The following is a 14,838-nucleotide window of genomic DNA, read 5'->3' on the forward strand; positions in this document are numbered from 1 at the left end:
CCGGGTGGCGCTACGCTTACCCGGCCTACATGTTCACTGTAGGCCCAGCTGCGCGCCCGCCACAAAAAAAGCCCCGACGTGCGGGGCTTTCATCAATCGGCAGTAAGAATTACTTCTTAGCAGCGCGTTCGAAAGAGGAGATGATTTCCGCTTTCGCTGCTTCTGCGTTGTCCCAGCCGTCAACTTTAACCCACTTGCCTTTTTCGAGATCTTTGTAGTGCTCGAAGAAGTGAGTGATCTGCGCTTTCAGCAGCTCTGGCAGGTCGTTCACATCTTTGATGTGATCGTACTCTTTGCTCAGCTTGGTGTGCGGTACCGCAACCAGCTTCGCATCTTCACCGGATTCGTCGGTCATTTTCAGCACGCCAACTGGACGGCAGCGAATGACGGAGCCTGGCTCCAGTGGGTATGGCGTTGGGACCAGCACGTCAACCGGGTCACCGTCCAGAGACAGGGTATGGTTGATGTAACCGTAGTTGCACGGATAGAACATCGCGGTAGACATGAAACGGTCTACGAACAGGGCGCCGCTCTCTTTGTCCACTTCGTATTTGATCGGATCTGCGTTAGCCGGGATTTCGATAACTACGTAGATGTCTTCTGGCAGTTCTTTACCCGCTGGGACGTTGAGTAAGCTCATGTCGGTGTCCTTTAAAATGGATGGTAAACAAGTGGCAGGTATTATAGCCAACTCGCGCTGAATGTCTCCGCCTGTTTTCGCCTTCTCTCAGCGTTCTTCCCACTTTTCAGACCGATTCCATGACAGAAAAATCCATAAACTCAGCCGCATTTTTCATGGAGAAATGAAAGCGATTACAAACTTGTGATTAACGTTTTATTCACTTTTCTGAAGTGTGATGTAACGCAATTCGTTACATATTTCATGGGCTATAGTCATTCCGCAGAACATCTTTTAACCAACAATAACTCACCCTACGAGGACGTTCATATGTGGAAGCGCTTACTCCTGGTCACAGCAGTTTCGGCAGCCATGTCGTCTATGGCGATGGCCGCTCCCTTAACCGTAGGTTTTTCGCAGGTCGGCTCTGAATCTGGCTGGCGAGCGGCAGAAACCAACGTGGCGAAAAGCGAAGCTCAGAAACGCGGTATTACCCTGAAAATCGCCGATGGTCAGCAAAAACAAGAGAATCAGATCAAAGCCGTGCGCTCCTTTATCGCCCAGGGCGTGGATGCCATCTTTATTGCACCCGTCGTGGCAACCGGCTGGGAACCCGTCCTGAAGGAAGCGAAAGACGCTGAGATCCCGGTCTTCCTGCTCGACCGTTCCATCGACGTCAAAGAAAAATCCCTTTATATGACAACCGTCACCGCTAACAACGTGCTTGAAGGGCAGTTGATTGGCGACTGGCTGGTGAAACAGGTCGACGGCAAGCCGTGTAACGTCGTTGAGCTGCAGGGCACCGTCGGCGCGAGCGTGGCCATCGACCGTAAAAAAGGCTTTGCTGAAGCCATCGCGAAAGCGCCAAACATCAAGATCATCCGCTCTCAGTCCGGCGACTTTACCCGTAGTAAAGGTAAAGAGGTCATGGAGAGCTTCATTAAGGCTGAAAACAACGGCAAGAATATCTGCATGGTTTACGCCCACAACGATGACATGGTAATCGGCGCGATTCAGGCAATTAAAGAAGCGGGCCTGAAGCCGGGCAAAGATATCCTCACCGGCTCTATCGACGGCGTGCCGGATATCTACAAAGCGATGATTGACGGCGAAGCCAACGCCAGCGTGGAGCTGACGCCAAACATGGCGGGCCCGGCATTCGACGCGCTGGAGAAATTCAAGAAAGACGGCACGATGCCGGAGAAAGTGACGGTTACCAAATCCACGCTCTACCTGCCTGACACGGCGAAAGAAGAGTTAGAGAAGAAGAAAAATATGGGCTACTAAGCCTGTCTGAACATGCCGGGTGGCGCTGCGCCATCCGGCTTGATGCAGGGGGAAACCATGACCACTGAACAACACCAGGAAATCCTCCGCACAGAGGGCTTGAGCAAATTCTTCCCCGGCGTAAAAGCGCTGGATAACGTTGATTTTAGCCTGCGGCGTGGGGAGATCATGGCGCTGCTGGGCGAGAACGGCGCGGGAAAATCGACGCTGATTAAATCCCTGACCGGCGTTTATCACGCCGACCGCGGCACCATCTGGCTGGAAGGCAACGCCATTTCGCCAAAAAATACCGCCCATGCCCAACAGCTGGGGATCGGGACGGTCTATCAGGAAGTGAACCTGCTGCCGAATATGTCGGTGGCGGATAATCTGTTTATTGGCCGTGAGCCGCGACGCTTTGGCCTGCTGCGCCGCAAAGAGATGGAGGCGCGGGCGACAAAGCTGATGGAATCCTACGGCTTCTCCCTCGACGTCCGCGAGCCGCTGAACCGCTTTTCCGTGGCGATGCAGCAGATCGTTGCCATCTGTCGCGCGATCGATCTCTCCGCGAAGGTACTCATCCTGGACGAACCCACCGCCAGCCTCGATACCCAGGAAGTGGAGATGCTCTTTACCCTGATGCGCCAGCTGCGCGATCAGGGCGTAAGCCTGATCTTCGTTACCCACTTCCTCGATCAGGTATATGAGGTGAGCGATCGCATTACGGTGCTGCGCAACGGCAGCTTTGTTGGCTGCCGCGAAACCCGCGAGCTGCCGCAGATCGAGCTGGTGAAAATGATGCTGGGTCGTGAGCTGGAAACCAACGCCCTCCAGCGCGCAGGGCGCACGCTGCTGAGCGAGAAACCGGTCGCCGCGTTCAGCGATTACGGCAAAAAAGGAGTGATATCGCCGTTTAACCTTGAGGTGCGGCCGGGCGAAATTGTCGGGCTGGCGGGCCTGCTAGGCTCGGGCCGAACCGAAACCGCCGAGGTGATCTTCGGGATCAAGCCCGCGGACAGCGGCAGCGCGCTGATCAAGGGCAAACCGCAAACCCTGCGATCGCCGCATCAGGCCTCCTGTCTGGGCGTCGGCTTCTGCCCGGAAGATCGGAAAACGGACGGTATCATTGCCGCGGCCTCGGTGCGGGAGAATATCATTCTGGCGCTGCAGGCCCAGCGCGGCTGGCTGCGCCCGATCCCCCGTAAAGAGCAAAATGCCATAGCCGAGCGCTTTATCCGCCAGCTCGGCATCCGCACCCCGAGCGCGGAACAGCCGATCGAGTTCCTCTCCGGCGGCAACCAGCAGAAGGTGCTGTTGTCGCGCTGGCTGCTGACCAAACCGCAGTTCCTGATCCTCGACGAACCGACCCGCGGCATTGACGTGGGGGCGCACGCCGAAATTATCCGGCTTATCGAAACCCTGTGTGCAGACGGTCTGGCCCTGCTCGTCATTTCGTCCGAGCTGGAGGAGCTGGTAGGTTATGCCGATCGCGTCATTATCATGCGCGATCGCAAGCAGGTGGCAGAGATCCCGCTGGATAAGCTGTCCGTTCCGGCGATCATGAATGCCATTGCGGCATAAGGAGTGAATCGTGATGTCCCGTTCGCTTTCGCAAACCGGTGAGTCAAAGCGCCGCTTCAACTGGCCAACCGGCACGCCGCAAATCGCGGCGCTGCTGGTGGTACTGCTGGTTGACAGCCTTGTCGCACCGCATTTCTTCCAGATTATCGTGCAGGATGGTCGCCTGTTTGGCAGCCCGATAGACATCCTGAACCGTGCTGCGCCCGTAGCGCTGCTGGCCATCGGGATGACGCTGGTCATTGCCACCGGCGGGATTGATCTCTCCGTCGGCGCGGTGATGGCTATCGCCGGGGCCACTGCAGCCGCCATGACCGTGGCCGGACACAGCCTGCCGGTGGTACTGCTGGCGGCGTTAGGCACCGGCGTGCTGGCCGGATTATGGAACGGTATTCTGGTGGCGGTGCTGAAAATTCAGCCCTTTGTCGCCACGCTTATCTTAATGGTGGCCGGGCGTGGGGTGGCGCAGCTGATTACCTCCGGCCAGATTGTCACTTTTAACTCCCCGAGCCTGGCGTGGCTTGGTAGCGGCAACCTTCTGTTCTTCCCGACGCCGGTGATTATTGCCCTGGCCACGCTGGTTGTCTTTTGGCTCTTCACCCGTAAAACGGCGCTCGGCATGTTCATTGAAGCCGTCGGGATCAACATTCGCGCCGCGCGCAACGCCGGGGTCAACACGCGGCTGATGGTGATGCTGACCTACGTGCTGAGCGGTATCTGCGCCGCCATCGCAGGGGTGATCGTCGCGGCGGATATCCGCGGAGCCGATGCCAACAACGCCGGGCTCTGGCTGGAGCTGGACGCAATCCTGGCGGTGGTCATCGGCGGCGGGTCGCTGATGGGCGGGCGCTTTAACCTGCTGCTCTCGGTGATCGGCGCGCTGATCATTCAGGGCATGAACACCGGGATCCTGCTTTCGGGATTCCAGCCGGAACTCAATCAGGTGGTGAAAGCGGTGGTCGTGCTCTGCGTTCTGATCGTCCAGTCGCCGCGCTTTGTCAGCATCATTAAGGGGATCCGTGGCCATGATAAAACGTAATTTGCCGTTGATGATCACGCTGGGCGTGTTTGTGCTGGGGTATCTCTACTGCCTCACCCAGTTTCCCGGTTTCGCCTCCACGCGTGTGATCTGCAATATACTGACCGATAACGCTTTTTTAGGCATCATCGCCGTCGGGATGACCTTTGTGATCCTCTCCGGCGGGATCGATCTCTCCGTCGGCTCGGTGATCGCGTTTACGGGCGTGTTCCTCGCGAAGGCGATCGGCTTCTGGGGGATCTCTCCCCTGGTGGCGTTTCCGCTGGTACTGGCGATGGGCTGCGCGTTTGGTGCCTTTATGGGGCTGCTGATCGACGCGCTAAAAATCCCGGCGTTTATCATTACCCTCGCGGGGATGTTCTTCCTCCGTGGGGTCAGCTACCTGGTGTCGGAAGAGTCGATTCCCATTAACCATCCGGTGTACGACACGCTCTCCAGCCTGGCGTGGAAAATTCCCGGCGGCGGTCGTCTGAGCGCGATGGGGCTGCTGATGCTGGGCGTTGTGGTGATCGGCATCTTCCTCGCCCACCGTACCCGGTTTGGCAATCAGGTTTACGCCATCGGCGGTAACGCTACGTCGGCAAACCTGATGGGGATCTCGACCCGCAGCACTACCATCCGCATCTATATGCTCTCGACAGGCCTGGCGACGCTGGCGGGTATCGTCTTCTCGGTGTATACCCAAGCGGGCTATGCCCTTGCAGGCGTTGGCGTTGAGCTGGATGCGATTGCTTCTGTGGTCATCGGCGGTACGCTGCTTAGCGGCGGCGTGGGTACGGTGCTGGGGACGCTGTTCGGCGTGGCGATTCAGGGACTGATACAAACCTATATCAACTTTGACGGCACGCTCAGCTCGTGGTGGACGAAGATCGCCATCGGCATTCTGCTGTTTATTTTTATTGCCCTGCAGCGCGGCCTGACGGTGCTCTGGGAGAACCGTCAAAGCTCACCTGTTACCCGCGTAAACACATCGGTAACAGAGCGATAACACGCTGAATTTGCTTAAAGTCTAAACATTTTCCGGTAGCGGCCGATACTCTTTTTTTATGCCCAGAAATATCTCGCTACCGGAAATAATATCATGCTTAAAACGCTATCGATTCGTACCGGCTTGCTCTCTTTACTGGCCGTTATGACCCTTCTGCTGCTGATTGTCAGCGGCATTGGCATTTATGCCCTCACACAGAGTTCTTCTTCGCTGCAGCGCATTAATCACCTTCAGGGTGAGCAGATGGTGCAGCTCAATTCAGGCTATACGCTGATCCTGCGCGCGCGCAATGAAGCGGGCCAGGCCGTCCGCATGATGGAAATCGGCATGCTGGACGATGCGGCCAAAGCGGTAAAAAACATCAATCAGGAAGTTGCCCTGGCCCAGAAAACGCTGAAAGGCGTGATCGACGGCGGCGTGGCTGACGAGCAGGGACAACAGCTGCTCGACAAAGTGTCAGCCAGCCTGGCGACGTATAGCCAGAAGGGGATCAACCCGATGTTGAAAACCCTGAACGACCAGAGCGCGGACGGGTATTACGATCTGCTGGAGAAGACGCTGATCCCGGTGGCAAAACAGTTTGATAACGATATGCAGGCGTTTCAGAAATGGAGCGAAGCGCGTGGTCAGGCGGAAGTGAGTGCCGTACAGTCGAGTAAAACCCGCGTGCTGATCCTGATTATCGTCGCCGCGCTGCTGACGGCGGGCATTATCGTGCTCGCGTGGCTGGTGCTGCGCCATATGCTGCTCCAGCCGCTCTCGGCCTCCATTGCTCAGCTGGAGAACGTGGCGGCGGGGGATTTAACCCATACGCTTGCCGCGCCCGCGAGTCAGGAGTTTAACCGCCTCAACGCGGTGATAGAGGAAATGCGACAGTCGCTGATGAACTCGGTAATGCGGGTACGCGATGCCAGCTCGCAAATTGACACCGGCAGCCGCGAACTGACCCTGGGAAACCGCGATCTTGCCGAGCGTACGGAATCCACCGCCACGTCGCTGGAGCAGACGGCGGCCAGCATGGAACAAATCACCGCGACGGTGAAACTCAACGCGGATAACGCCGAGCAGGCGCACCAGCTGGCGAAGTCGGTGTCCGATACGGCCGATCACGGCAGCGAAATGGTCTGCTACGTGATTGAAAAAATGCGCGATATCTCCGGCAGCTCGGCGCGCATCGCCGACATCCTGAGCGTGATCGACGGTATTGCCTTCCAGACCAATATTCTGGCGCTTAACGCCTCCGTGGAAGCGGCGCGCGCGGGCGAGCAAGGGCGTGGTTTTGCCGTCGTCGCGGGCGAGGTGCGAAACCTTGCCAGCCGCAGCGCCGACGCGGCGAAAGAGATCCGATCGCTTATCAGTGATTCGCAGACCCACGTTAACGAGGGCAGCGAGCTGGCTCAGCAGGCTGGCGAAACGATGGATGAGATCGCAACAGAAGTGCTGCGCATGACCAAACTGATGCGCGAGATTGCGACCGCGTCCCAGGAGCAGAGCCGCGGCATTGAGCAGGTGAATATTGCGGTGAATCAGATGGACGAAACCGCGCAGCAGAATGCGGCGCTGGTGCAGCAATCCTCCGCTGCGACCCGCTCCCTTGAGGAGCAGTCGCGTCAGCTGATGGAAGCGATGTCATCATTCAAAGTGACGACTCAGACCGCTGCATAATATTACTCAACCCCGGTACGTTCTGTGCCGGGGTTTTATTTTTCCCGGAATTAATTGCCGCAATATTATCGTGAATTTCACCCATTAATATTTCCAGCGAGCTGGTTAAGGCTAACGCTTTTTCCGTCGGTTCAAGATATAAACCTTTTCGGAAAAATAATGGTTCATCAAAGAGTTGATTAAAACGCTTTAAGGCCAGACTTACCGCGGGGCGTGACATCTCCAGACGCAAAGAGGCTTTTGCCATGCTGCCGCAGCGGACGATTTCAATAAATACAGGGATAAGATTTAAATCAATGCCGGTATTAGCACGGGAATAATTGTTCATTGCGATTCTGCTCCACGAAATATCTGTCAAACTGTTATGGAAATAATGCAGGAGCATTGGTGAATATTAAAGCATGTTTTTTATAAACACTTATACGGTAAAATATATAAATGACAGGGGAGCCAGAACGGCTCCCCTGAAGAGAGATATTACGCGTCCGGGTACTCACGGATAAAACGTTCAACGTCTTCAACCATGTGGTTGTTGCCGACGAAGAATGAACGGCGCTGGTGAAGACTTTCCGGCACGATATCCAGAATACGCTCTTTACCGTCGCTCGCCTTGCCGCCCGCCTGTTCGGCGAGGAATGCCATCGGGTTGCACTCGTACAGCAGACGCAGTTTCCCGTCCGGATGGCTGGCGGTGCTTGGGTAGAGATAGATACCGCCTTTCAGCAGGTTACGGTGGAAATCAGCGACCAGAGAGCCAATATAGCGGGACGTGTAAGGGCGCTGGGTCGCTTTATCTTCTTCCTGGCAGAATTTAATGTACTTCTTCACGCCGTTCGGGAATCGGATGTAGTTGCCTTCGTTGATGGAGTAGGTGTTGCCCTTTTCCGGGAAGCGCATGCGTTCCTGGCTCAGGCAGAAAACGCCCAGTGAAGGATCGTACGTAAAGGCGTGAACCCCGCATCCGGTGGTATACACCAGCATGGTGGAGGAGCCATAAACGACGTAACCGGCAGCAACCTGATTAATGCCAGGCTGCAGGAAATCTTCTTCGGTCACCGGCGTGCCAACAGGCGTGACGCGGCGATAGATGGAGAAAATGGTACCGACAGAAACGTTAACGTCGATGTTTGAGGAACCGTCGAGCGGATCCATCAGAACAACGTATTTAGCGTGTTCACACCCTTCGAAAACAACAATTTCATCTTCTTCTTCAGAGGCGATACCCGCAACGATGTCGCGCGCGCGCAGTGCAGCTTTCAGTTTTTCATTTGCGAACAGATCGAGTTTCTGTTGAACCTCGCCCTGAACGTTCTCGGCACCGCTGGCACCCAGGATATCGACCAGACCGGCCTTGTTGATATCGCGGTGGATGATCTTAGCGCCCAGCTTTATTGCCGACAGCAAAGCAGTGAGTTCACCGGTAGCATGAGAGAACTCGTGCTGCTTTTCGACAATAAATTCACCTAACGTTTTCATAACACTTTCCCTGCATCTTTGTGAGTAGAGCGATTGTATGTTCACTAAAACGACTAAAGCCCAACAATCTTAACAAATATTCAAATAGTAGCGCAGAGGTGAATCGCGCCAGCAACATACGGATTTACCTGAAATGCGTTTCACAGCCGCTAACATGTGAGTAAAATGTGCGCCACATTGAAGAAGGATAGTGACGTATGCGCATTCATATATTGGGGATTTGTGGCACTTTCATGGGCGGACTGGCAATGCTGGCGCGCTCGCTGGGCCATGAAGTGACAGGTTCGGACGCCAATGTGTATCCGCCAATGAGCACACTTCTGGAAAAACAGGGCATCTCTTTAATTCAGGGTTACGATGCCAGCCAGCTGGATCCCGAGCCGGACCTGGTGATCGTTGGTAACGCGATGACCCGCGGCAATCCTTGCGTCGAGGCGGTACTGGAACGCAATATTCCGTTCATGTCCGGCCCGCAGTGGCTGCATGACTTCGTCCTGCGCGACCGCTGGGTGGTTGCCGTTGCCGGTACTCATGGCAAAACCACGACCGCGGGCATGGCAACCTGGATCCTCGAAGCCTGCGGCTATAAGCCGGGCTTCGTGATCGGCGGCGTACCGGGTAATTTCGACGTTTCTGCGCGTCTGGGTGACAGCCCGTTCTTCGTGATCGAAGCCGACGAATACGACTGCGCGTTCTTCGACAAGCGCTCCAAGTTCGTGCATTACTGCCCGCGCACCCTGATCCTCAACAACCTTGAGTTCGACCACGCGGATATTTTTGACGATCTGAAAGCGATTCAGAAACAGTTCCACCATCTGGTGCGCATTGTTCCAGGTCAGGGGCGCATCATCCTGCCGGAGAACGATATCAACCTGAAGCAGACTCTGGCGATGGGCTGCTGGAGCGAGCAGGAGCTGGTGGGCGAGCAGGGCCACTGGCAGGCGAAGAAACTCAACGCCGATGCCTCCGAGTGGGAAGTGCTGCTCGACGGTGAAAAAGTGGGTGAGGTGAAGTGGGGCCTGGTGGGCGAGCACAACATGCACAACGGCCTGATGGCCATTGCTGCGGCGCGTCATGTCGGCGTTCTGCCTGCGGATGCAGCCAACGCGCTGGGCTCGTTTATCAATGCCCGCCGCCGTCTGGAACTGCGCGGTGAAGCCCACGGCGTTACCGTGTATGACGATTTCGCGCACCACCCAACGGCCATTCTGGCAACGCTTGCCGCCCTGCGTGGCAAGGTCGGCGGTACCGCGCGCATTCTGGCGGTGCTGGAACCGCGTTCGAATACCATGAAGATGGGCATCTGCAAAGACGATCTGGCGCCGTCGTTAGGGCGTGCCGATGAAGTCTTCCTGCTGCAGCCGCAGCATATTCCGTGGCAGGTGGCTGAAGTAGCCGACGCCTGCATTCAGCCTGCGCACTGGAGTGCGGATGTGGATGCGCTCGCGGATATGGTGGTGAAAGCCGCTCAGCCCGGCGACCATATTCTGGTGATGAGTAACGGCGGGTTCGGTGGGATCCATCAGAAGCTGCTGGACGGTCTGGCGAAGAAAGCGGAAGCGGCAGCCGACGCGTAAAAAAAAGCCCGGTGGCGCTCGCGCTTACCGGGCCTACGTTCTTTTCTCCCTCGCCCCTCCGGGGTGAGGGGAACGAATTACTCTTCGTTCTCAGACAGCTCGCGCAGATACTGGAAAATCAGGCGCGCGGACTTCGGCGGCTTATTCCCTTCTTTCTCTTTCTTCGCGTTGCGGATCAAGGAACGCAGCTGCTGGCGGTCGGCATCCGGCCACAGGTTCAGCACTTCCGGCACGGCATCATCACCCTGTTCAATCAGACGATCGCGGATCTGCTCCAGCTTATGAAACAGCGCAACCTGCTGGTTGTGGCGGTTTTTCAGCTTGTCCAGCGCCTGGCGGATCGGATCGACGTCGCGCTGACGCAGCATTTTCCCGATAAGCTGAAGCTGGCGACGACGGCCTTCTTTTTTGATTTTCTGTGCCAGTTCAATGGCATCGCGCAGATCCTGGTCGAGCGGGATCTTGTCCAGCGCGTTTTTGCCCAGCTCTACCATTTCCGCGCCAAGCTGTTTTAACTCTTCGGCGTCACGTTTAATTTCACTTTTACTGACCCAGATGATCTCATCATCTTCGTCTTCGATGTCATCACCGGGAACGTCGTCGAGCCAGTCTTCGGGCTGCTTAGTCATGTCAGGCTCCTTAAAAAAAGAGGCTAATGTTACCAGTTAAGACGCGCACTGAAAAACGGTTCTCTGTTAGACTTCAGATAACTCTCTCTTACAGTATGGCATTTGCGATGAAAGTAACCTCACAAGTTGAAGCGCAGCGTAAGATTCTTGAAGAAGCCGTCTCCACCGCGCTGATGCTTGCTTCAGAAAAATCAGATGGCGCCGAAGTGGCGGTCAGCAAAACCACCGGCATCAGCGTGAGTACCCGCTATGGTGAAGTGGAGAATGTAGAATTCAACAGCGATGGCGCGCTTGGGATCACGGTGTATCACCAGAATCGCAAAGGCAGCGCGTCATCCACCGATCTCAGCCCGGATGCCATCGCCCGTACGGTGCAGGCCGCGCTGGATATCGCCCGCTACACCTCGCCGGATCCTTACGCCGGCGTGGCGGATAAAGATCTGCTGGCGTTTGACGCGCCGGATCTCGATCTGTTCCACCCTGCGGAAGTGACCCCGGACGAAGCGATCGAGCTGGCCGCGCGCGCGGAGCAGGCTTCCCTGCAGGCGGATAAGCGCATCACCAATACCGAAGGCGGCAGCTTCAACAGCCACTACGGCATCAAAGTCTTCGGCAACAGCCACGGCATGCTGCAGGGCTACTGCTCTACCCGCCACTCGCTCTCCAGCTGCGTCATCGCCGAAGAAAACGGTGACATGGAGCGTGACTACGCCTACACCATTGGCCGCGCGCTGGGGGATTTGCAGTCTCCTGAGTGGGTGGGTAAAGAGTGCGCCGAACGCACGCTGTCTCGCCTGTCGCCGCGTAAACTCTCCACCATGAAAGCGCCGGTTATCTTTGCCAACGAAGTGGCGACCGGTCTGTTTGGCCATCTGGTGGGCGCTATCGCGGGCGGCTCCGTTTACCGTAAATCGACCTTCCTGCTCGACTCGCTGGGCAAGCAGATCCTGCCGGAATGGCTGACCATCGAAGAGCATCCGCACCTGCTGAAAGGCCTGGCCTCCACGCCGTTCGACAGCGAAGGCGTGCGCACGGAGCGTCGTGACATAGTGAAGGACGGCATTCTGACCCAGTGGCTTCTGACCAACTACTCCGCGCGCAAGCTGGGGCTGAAAAGCACCGGGCACGCGGGCGGTATTCACAACTGGCGCATTGCCGGGCAGGGCCTCAACTTTGAGCAGATGCTGAAAGAGATGGGCACCGGTCTGGTGGTGACCGAGCTGATGGGTCAGGGCGTCAGCGGCATCACCGGAGACTACTCGCGCGGCGCGGCGGGCTTCTGGGTGGAAAACGGCGAAATCCAGTATCCGGTGAGCGAAATTACTATCGCCGGCAACCTGAAGGATATGTGGCGCAATATCGTTACGGTCGGTAACGATATTGAAACACGCAGCAATATACAGTGTGGTTCTGTATTACTCCCGGAAATGAAAATCGCCGGACAATAGAGATAGCGTTTTGTTAATAATAAAAAAGGAAGTGAGCAATGCGTAAACATCTGTTAGCGATCGTCGCGGCTTCAACGCTGGTTCTTGGCTCTTCTGCGTTTGCTGCCGATCTTGAAGACGACATGGGCATCCTCGGTCAAAACCTGAAGGTGGTGCAGAAAACCGACAATGCGGCGGAAATGAAAGACGCGCTGACCAAAATGCGTGAAGCGGCGCTGGACGCACAAAAAGCGACGCCTCCGAAGCTGGAAAGCAAAGCGGCAGACAGCGCAGAGATGAAAGACTACCGCCACGGCTTTGACGTGCTGGTCGGCCAGATCGACGGCGCGCTGAAGCTGGCTAACGAAGGCAAAGTGAAGGAAGCCCAGGCGGCAGCCGAGCAGTTTGTGACGACCCGTAACACGTATCACAAGAAATACCGTTAACCGATCGCGCATCTGACAAACAACCAGCGGGGGCCAGCGGCCCCCGTTTTTTTTACGCGGTAATAAGTAAACCCTATCGCCATCACATTTTTGCGTCACCACGCCTGAACGTTTCGTTTCCCCGATGCGCGTTTTGCCGCTGGAATACGTGATATTCATCACGCAAATACCGTCATTAATTCAGATTCACCGCATTTATGTGGCACAGATCACTGCTGCGGCTCGCCTTTCCACTTCGAAGTGGAAAACAACTCGCTACAAACAATTCCCCCCCAACGTTAGTTTTATTCCAGAGCCATTAACGGGGTAAGACCAGTGATTAACGGAGCGGTAATGAACGACGTTGGGGAACAGGCGGAGCAAACAGAACAGCTCGCGAACACCATGCTGCAGCAGGTTTATGCCCTGCTGTCCCGGAACAACATCATCCCCAATGCGGTACAGGAGCAGATGCTCACCTCCCACGTGCGCGCCATGGCGCACCGGTCCGTGACCGGCGAGCCGCTGCCGGAGGTTGAAGCAGAGCTGTTTGACGAAATTTCACCGGATTCAATGCGGCTCGCCCGTGAAGTGGTCGCGCAGTTTGGCAATCTTCCTGATGAAGAAGCCTGGCTGCTCTCCGTTCACTTTGAAGTCGCGAAAGACAACCTTTAAGGAGCAACACATGGAACAGATTACAGTCGTGATTGGCGATCGCCTGGGTAAAGGTCAGAAAGTGGCTGCCGGTGTGGAAAAAGCAGGTGGACGCGCGGTTGTCGTACCGGGCATGGCGGCAGACATGAAGCTCGGCGACATGATGAAAGCGGAAAACGCCACCTTCGGTATTTCCTTTTGCGGCAGCGGCGGCGCGGGTGCCATCACCGCCCAGACCAAATACGGCTACAAGGCCAAATACGGCATGCGTTCCGTGGAAGAGGGCGTGACCGCCATCAACGAAGGCTGCAACGTGCTGGGCTTTGGCTTTATGGATAAAGAAGAGCTGGGCGAGCGTCTGGTACAGGCGTGGCAGAAGAAATACGGCGCATAAGCATGAAAGAACAGTTCACAACCACGGTGAGAGTGAAGGGGAAGGGCGACGCCAAAGCGCGCGCCTTTGCCGACGCGCTCAACCACGTTCAGGCCGCGGTGATGAAAGCCTCACCGCATATCTTACTGCGTATTGAGCCACAGGATGTGCAGGTCGTTCAGGCGCAAGAAGCGGTGCGTAAAGAAGCGTTTCTGTTCTTCTTTCTGCGCCGGGAAAGACGCACCTACAGCGTGGAGCTGGATGTGACCGTCAACGTGACCGCTATCAATCTTGACCAGGTGGATTTCGTCACGCAACGCTGATTATTCATAAAAGGGCAGACTGATGTTCTTAATTATATTAATAAAATCGCTCATCATTGGCGGCCTGGTTGGCGTCGGTGTCGGAGCCGGGGCTGCACGCATGTTTCATGCGCCTACCACTCAGGGTATGGGCGCGTTTCGTACGTTGGGGGAACTGAACTCCTGTGAAGGGGATCCGGCGTCCCACTTCTCCTTTGGGTTAGGTTTCTTCTTTAACGCCTGGGCCTCTTCCGTGGCCGCAGGTGCCTTCACACAGGACGTTGACCACCGCATCATCCCGAACTGGGGTGCTGCTGCACTGATGATCAAAAACCGTAACGTCGGCGAAACGCTGCACGACCCGCGCAAAATGGCGATTGCCTGCGGCCTGATCGGCATGATTGTCGTGACCTTCCTTAACCTTACCGCCTCCTCCGTGCCGGCTGCCCTTCAGGTCACCGCCGTGAAGGTGCTGGTGCCGGCGGCAAACCTGCTGGTGAACACCGTGATGCCGGTGATCTTCTGGCTGGCGGCTATCGATGCGGGTAAAAAATCGGGCTTCTGGGCCACCATTTTTGGCGGCGCGGCGCAGCTGATTATGGGGAACGCCGTACCGGGCCTGGTGCTGGGGATCCTGATCGGTAAAGGCGTAGAAGAGAGCGGCTGGAACCACGTCACCAAAGTGATGATGGCGGCTATCGTCCTGCTCTTCGTGCTGAGCGGCTTCTTCCGCGGCTTCGACATGAAGATGATTGAATCCTTCCATCTGACCGTGCCGAACTGGCTCGACATGATCCACAACTCGCTCAGCGGTAAATAA

At 56.3% G+C, this 14,838-nt stretch carries 16 protein-coding genes; 12 read left to right on the forward strand and 4 right to left on the reverse strand.

Annotated elements, in window-relative coordinates; all coding sequences use genetic code 11:
- Positions 1-109: 109 nt before the first annotated feature.
- The gene (ppa, locus tag ELK40_RS03005) at positions 110-640 is read right to left on the reverse strand and encodes an inorganic diphosphatase (RefSeq protein ID WP_111965368.1); all 531 of its coding nucleotides are present in this window, start codon (positions 638-640) and stop codon (positions 110-112) included.
- A 309-nt stretch (positions 641-949) separates the two neighbouring features.
- Here ppa and ytfQ point away from each other — a divergent pair, with 309 nt between their 5' ends.
- The 5 genes from ytfQ to ELK40_RS03030 all read left to right on the forward strand — a co-directional run bounded on the left by ytfQ (position 950) and on the right by ELK40_RS03030 (position 7,155).
- Entirely contained in the window at positions 950-1,906 is a 957-nt protein-coding gene (gene ytfQ / locus ELK40_RS03010) for a galactofuranose ABC transporter substrate-binding protein YtfQ (RefSeq protein ID WP_127729380.1), read from the forward strand.
- Between the two features lie 57 nt (positions 1,907-1,963).
- Positions 1,964-3,466, forward strand: a complete 1,503-nt coding sequence (gene ytfR / locus ELK40_RS03015; protein ID WP_008501421.1) for a galactofuranose ABC transporter, ATP-binding protein YtfR — start codon at positions 1,964-1,966, stop codon at positions 3,464-3,466.
- Between the two features lie 10 nt (positions 3,467-3,476).
- Complete coding sequence (gene ytfT / locus ELK40_RS03020) at positions 3,477-4,502, forward strand: galactofuranose ABC transporter, ATP-binding protein YtfT (RefSeq protein WP_164850613.1); 1,026 nt, start codon at positions 3,477-3,479, stop codon at positions 4,500-4,502.
- Positions 4,489-5,490 carry a galactofuranose ABC transporter, permease protein YjfF gene (gene yjfF, locus ELK40_RS03025; RefSeq protein ID WP_023293434.1) on the forward strand — a complete coding sequence of 334 codons (1,002 nt, stop codon included), beginning with the start codon at positions 4,489-4,491 and terminating at the stop codon, positions 5,488-5,490. Before ytfT ends, yjfF begins: the two co-directional genes overlap by 14 nt.
- A 93-nt stretch (positions 5,491-5,583) precedes the next feature.
- On the forward strand, positions 5,584-7,155 hold the full coding sequence (locus ELK40_RS03030; RefSeq protein ID WP_127729384.1) for a methyl-accepting chemotaxis protein: 1,572 nt from the start codon (positions 5,584-5,586) through the stop codon (positions 7,153-7,155).
- Here the strand turns inward: ELK40_RS03030 and ELK40_RS03035 are convergent.
- Positions 7,127-7,483, reverse strand: coding sequence for a LysR family transcriptional regulator (locus tag ELK40_RS03035; protein ID WP_127729386.1), 357 nt, complete (start codon positions 7,481-7,483; stop codon positions 7,127-7,129). The two genes, ELK40_RS03030 and ELK40_RS03035, sit on opposite strands and share 29 nt — an antisense overlap.
- Positions 7,484-7,632: 149 nt before the next feature.
- Positions 7,633-8,631 (reverse strand): class 1 fructose-bisphosphatase, encoded by a 999-nt coding sequence (fbp, locus tag ELK40_RS03040; RefSeq protein WP_023310178.1) that lies wholly within the window; start codon positions 8,629-8,631, stop codon positions 7,633-7,635.
- A 197-nt stretch (positions 8,632-8,828) separates the two neighbouring features.
- Between fbp and mpl the strand changes: the two genes are divergently transcribed.
- The gene (mpl, locus tag ELK40_RS03045; RefSeq protein ID WP_111965364.1) at positions 8,829-10,208 is read left to right on the forward strand and encodes a UDP-N-acetylmuramate:L-alanyl-gamma-D-glutamyl-meso-diaminopimelate ligase; all 1,380 of its coding nucleotides are present in this window, start codon (positions 8,829-8,831) and stop codon (positions 10,206-10,208) included.
- 77 nt (positions 10,209-10,285) lie between these two features.
- On the opposite strand, the gene yjgA is transcribed toward mpl, so the two are convergent.
- A complete protein-coding gene (gene yjgA, locus ELK40_RS03050; RefSeq protein ID WP_008501414.1) occupies positions 10,286-10,837 on the reverse strand; it encodes a ribosome biogenesis factor YjgA in 552 nt (183 codons plus the stop codon).
- A 95-nt stretch (positions 10,838-10,932) separates the two neighbouring features.
- Between yjgA and pmbA the strand changes: the two genes are divergently transcribed.
- From pmbA to ELK40_RS03080, 6 genes are all read left to right on the forward strand, one after another.
- A complete protein-coding gene (pmbA, locus tag ELK40_RS03055) occupies positions 10,933-12,285 on the forward strand; it encodes a metalloprotease PmbA (RefSeq protein ID WP_008501413.1) in 1,353 nt (450 codons plus the stop codon).
- A gap of 38 nt (positions 12,286-12,323) precedes the next feature.
- Positions 12,324-12,710, forward strand: coding sequence for a cytochrome b562 (gene cybC / locus ELK40_RS03060; protein WP_008501412.1), 387 nt, complete (start codon positions 12,324-12,326; stop codon positions 12,708-12,710).
- A 315-nt stretch (positions 12,711-13,025) separates the two neighbouring features.
- Entirely contained in the window at positions 13,026-13,364 is a 339-nt protein-coding gene (locus ELK40_RS03065) for a glycine dehydrogenase (protein WP_115876605.1), read from the forward strand.
- 10 nt (positions 13,365-13,374) lie between these two features.
- Entirely contained in the window at positions 13,375-13,737 is a 363-nt protein-coding gene (locus ELK40_RS03070; RefSeq protein WP_010427372.1) for an SFCGS family glycine-rich protein, read from the forward strand.
- Positions 13,738-13,739: 2 nt separating this feature from the next.
- Positions 13,740-14,039 carry a DUF4312 family protein gene (locus tag ELK40_RS03075; RefSeq protein WP_006810338.1) on the forward strand — a complete coding sequence of 100 codons (300 nt, stop codon included), beginning with the start codon at positions 13,740-13,742 and terminating at the stop codon, positions 14,037-14,039.
- A 22-nt stretch (positions 14,040-14,061) separates the two neighbouring features.
- Entirely contained in the window at positions 14,062-14,838 is a 777-nt protein-coding gene (locus ELK40_RS03080; protein WP_024907277.1) for a DUF4311 domain-containing protein, read from the forward strand.

Origin of the sequence: Enterobacter sp. N18-03635 (assembly GCF_004006055.1) — a bacterium.
Classification (GTDB): Bacteria; Pseudomonadota; Gammaproteobacteria; order Enterobacterales; family Enterobacteriaceae; genus Enterobacter; species Enterobacter vonholyi.

Coding starts and splice junctions, on each gene's coding strand:
- ppa (WP_111965368.1), bottom strand. CDS start 640: ATGAGCTTACTCAACGTCCCAGCGGGTAAAGAACTGCCAGAAGACATC.
- ytfQ (WP_127729380.1), top strand. CDS start 950: ATGTGGAAGCGCTTACTCCTGGTCACAGCAGTTTCGGCAGCCATGTCG.
- ytfR (WP_008501421.1), top strand. CDS start 1,964: ATGACCACTGAACAACACCAGGAAATCCTCCGCACAGAGGGCTTGAGC.
- yjfF (WP_023293434.1), top strand. CDS start 4,489: ATGATAAAACGTAATTTGCCGTTGATGATCACGCTGGGCGTGTTTGTG.
- ELK40_RS03030 (WP_127729384.1), top strand. CDS start 5,584: ATGCTTAAAACGCTATCGATTCGTACCGGCTTGCTCTCTTTACTGGCC.
- ELK40_RS03035 (WP_127729386.1), bottom strand. CDS start 7,483: ATGAACAATTATTCCCGTGCTAATACCGGCATTGATTTAAATCTTATC.
- fbp (WP_023310178.1), bottom strand. CDS start 8,631: ATGAAAACGTTAGGTGAATTTATTGTCGAAAAGCAGCACGAGTTCTCT.
- mpl (WP_111965364.1), top strand. CDS start 8,829: ATGCGCATTCATATATTGGGGATTTGTGGCACTTTCATGGGCGGACTG.
- yjgA (WP_008501414.1), bottom strand. CDS start 10,837: ATGACTAAGCAGCCCGAAGACTGGCTCGACGACGTTCCCGGTGATGAC.
- pmbA (WP_008501413.1), top strand. CDS start 10,933: ATGGCATTTGCGATGAAAGTAACCTCACAAGTTGAAGCGCAGCGTAAG.
- cybC (WP_008501412.1), top strand. CDS start 12,324: ATGCGTAAACATCTGTTAGCGATCGTCGCGGCTTCAACGCTGGTTCTT.
- ELK40_RS03070 (WP_010427372.1), top strand. CDS start 13,375: ATGGAACAGATTACAGTCGTGATTGGCGATCGCCTGGGTAAAGGTCAG.
- ELK40_RS03075 (WP_006810338.1), top strand. CDS start 13,740: ATGAAAGAACAGTTCACAACCACGGTGAGAGTGAAGGGGAAGGGCGAC.
- ELK40_RS03080 (WP_024907277.1), top strand. CDS start 14,062: ATGTTCTTAATTATATTAATAAAATCGCTCATCATTGGCGGCCTGGTT.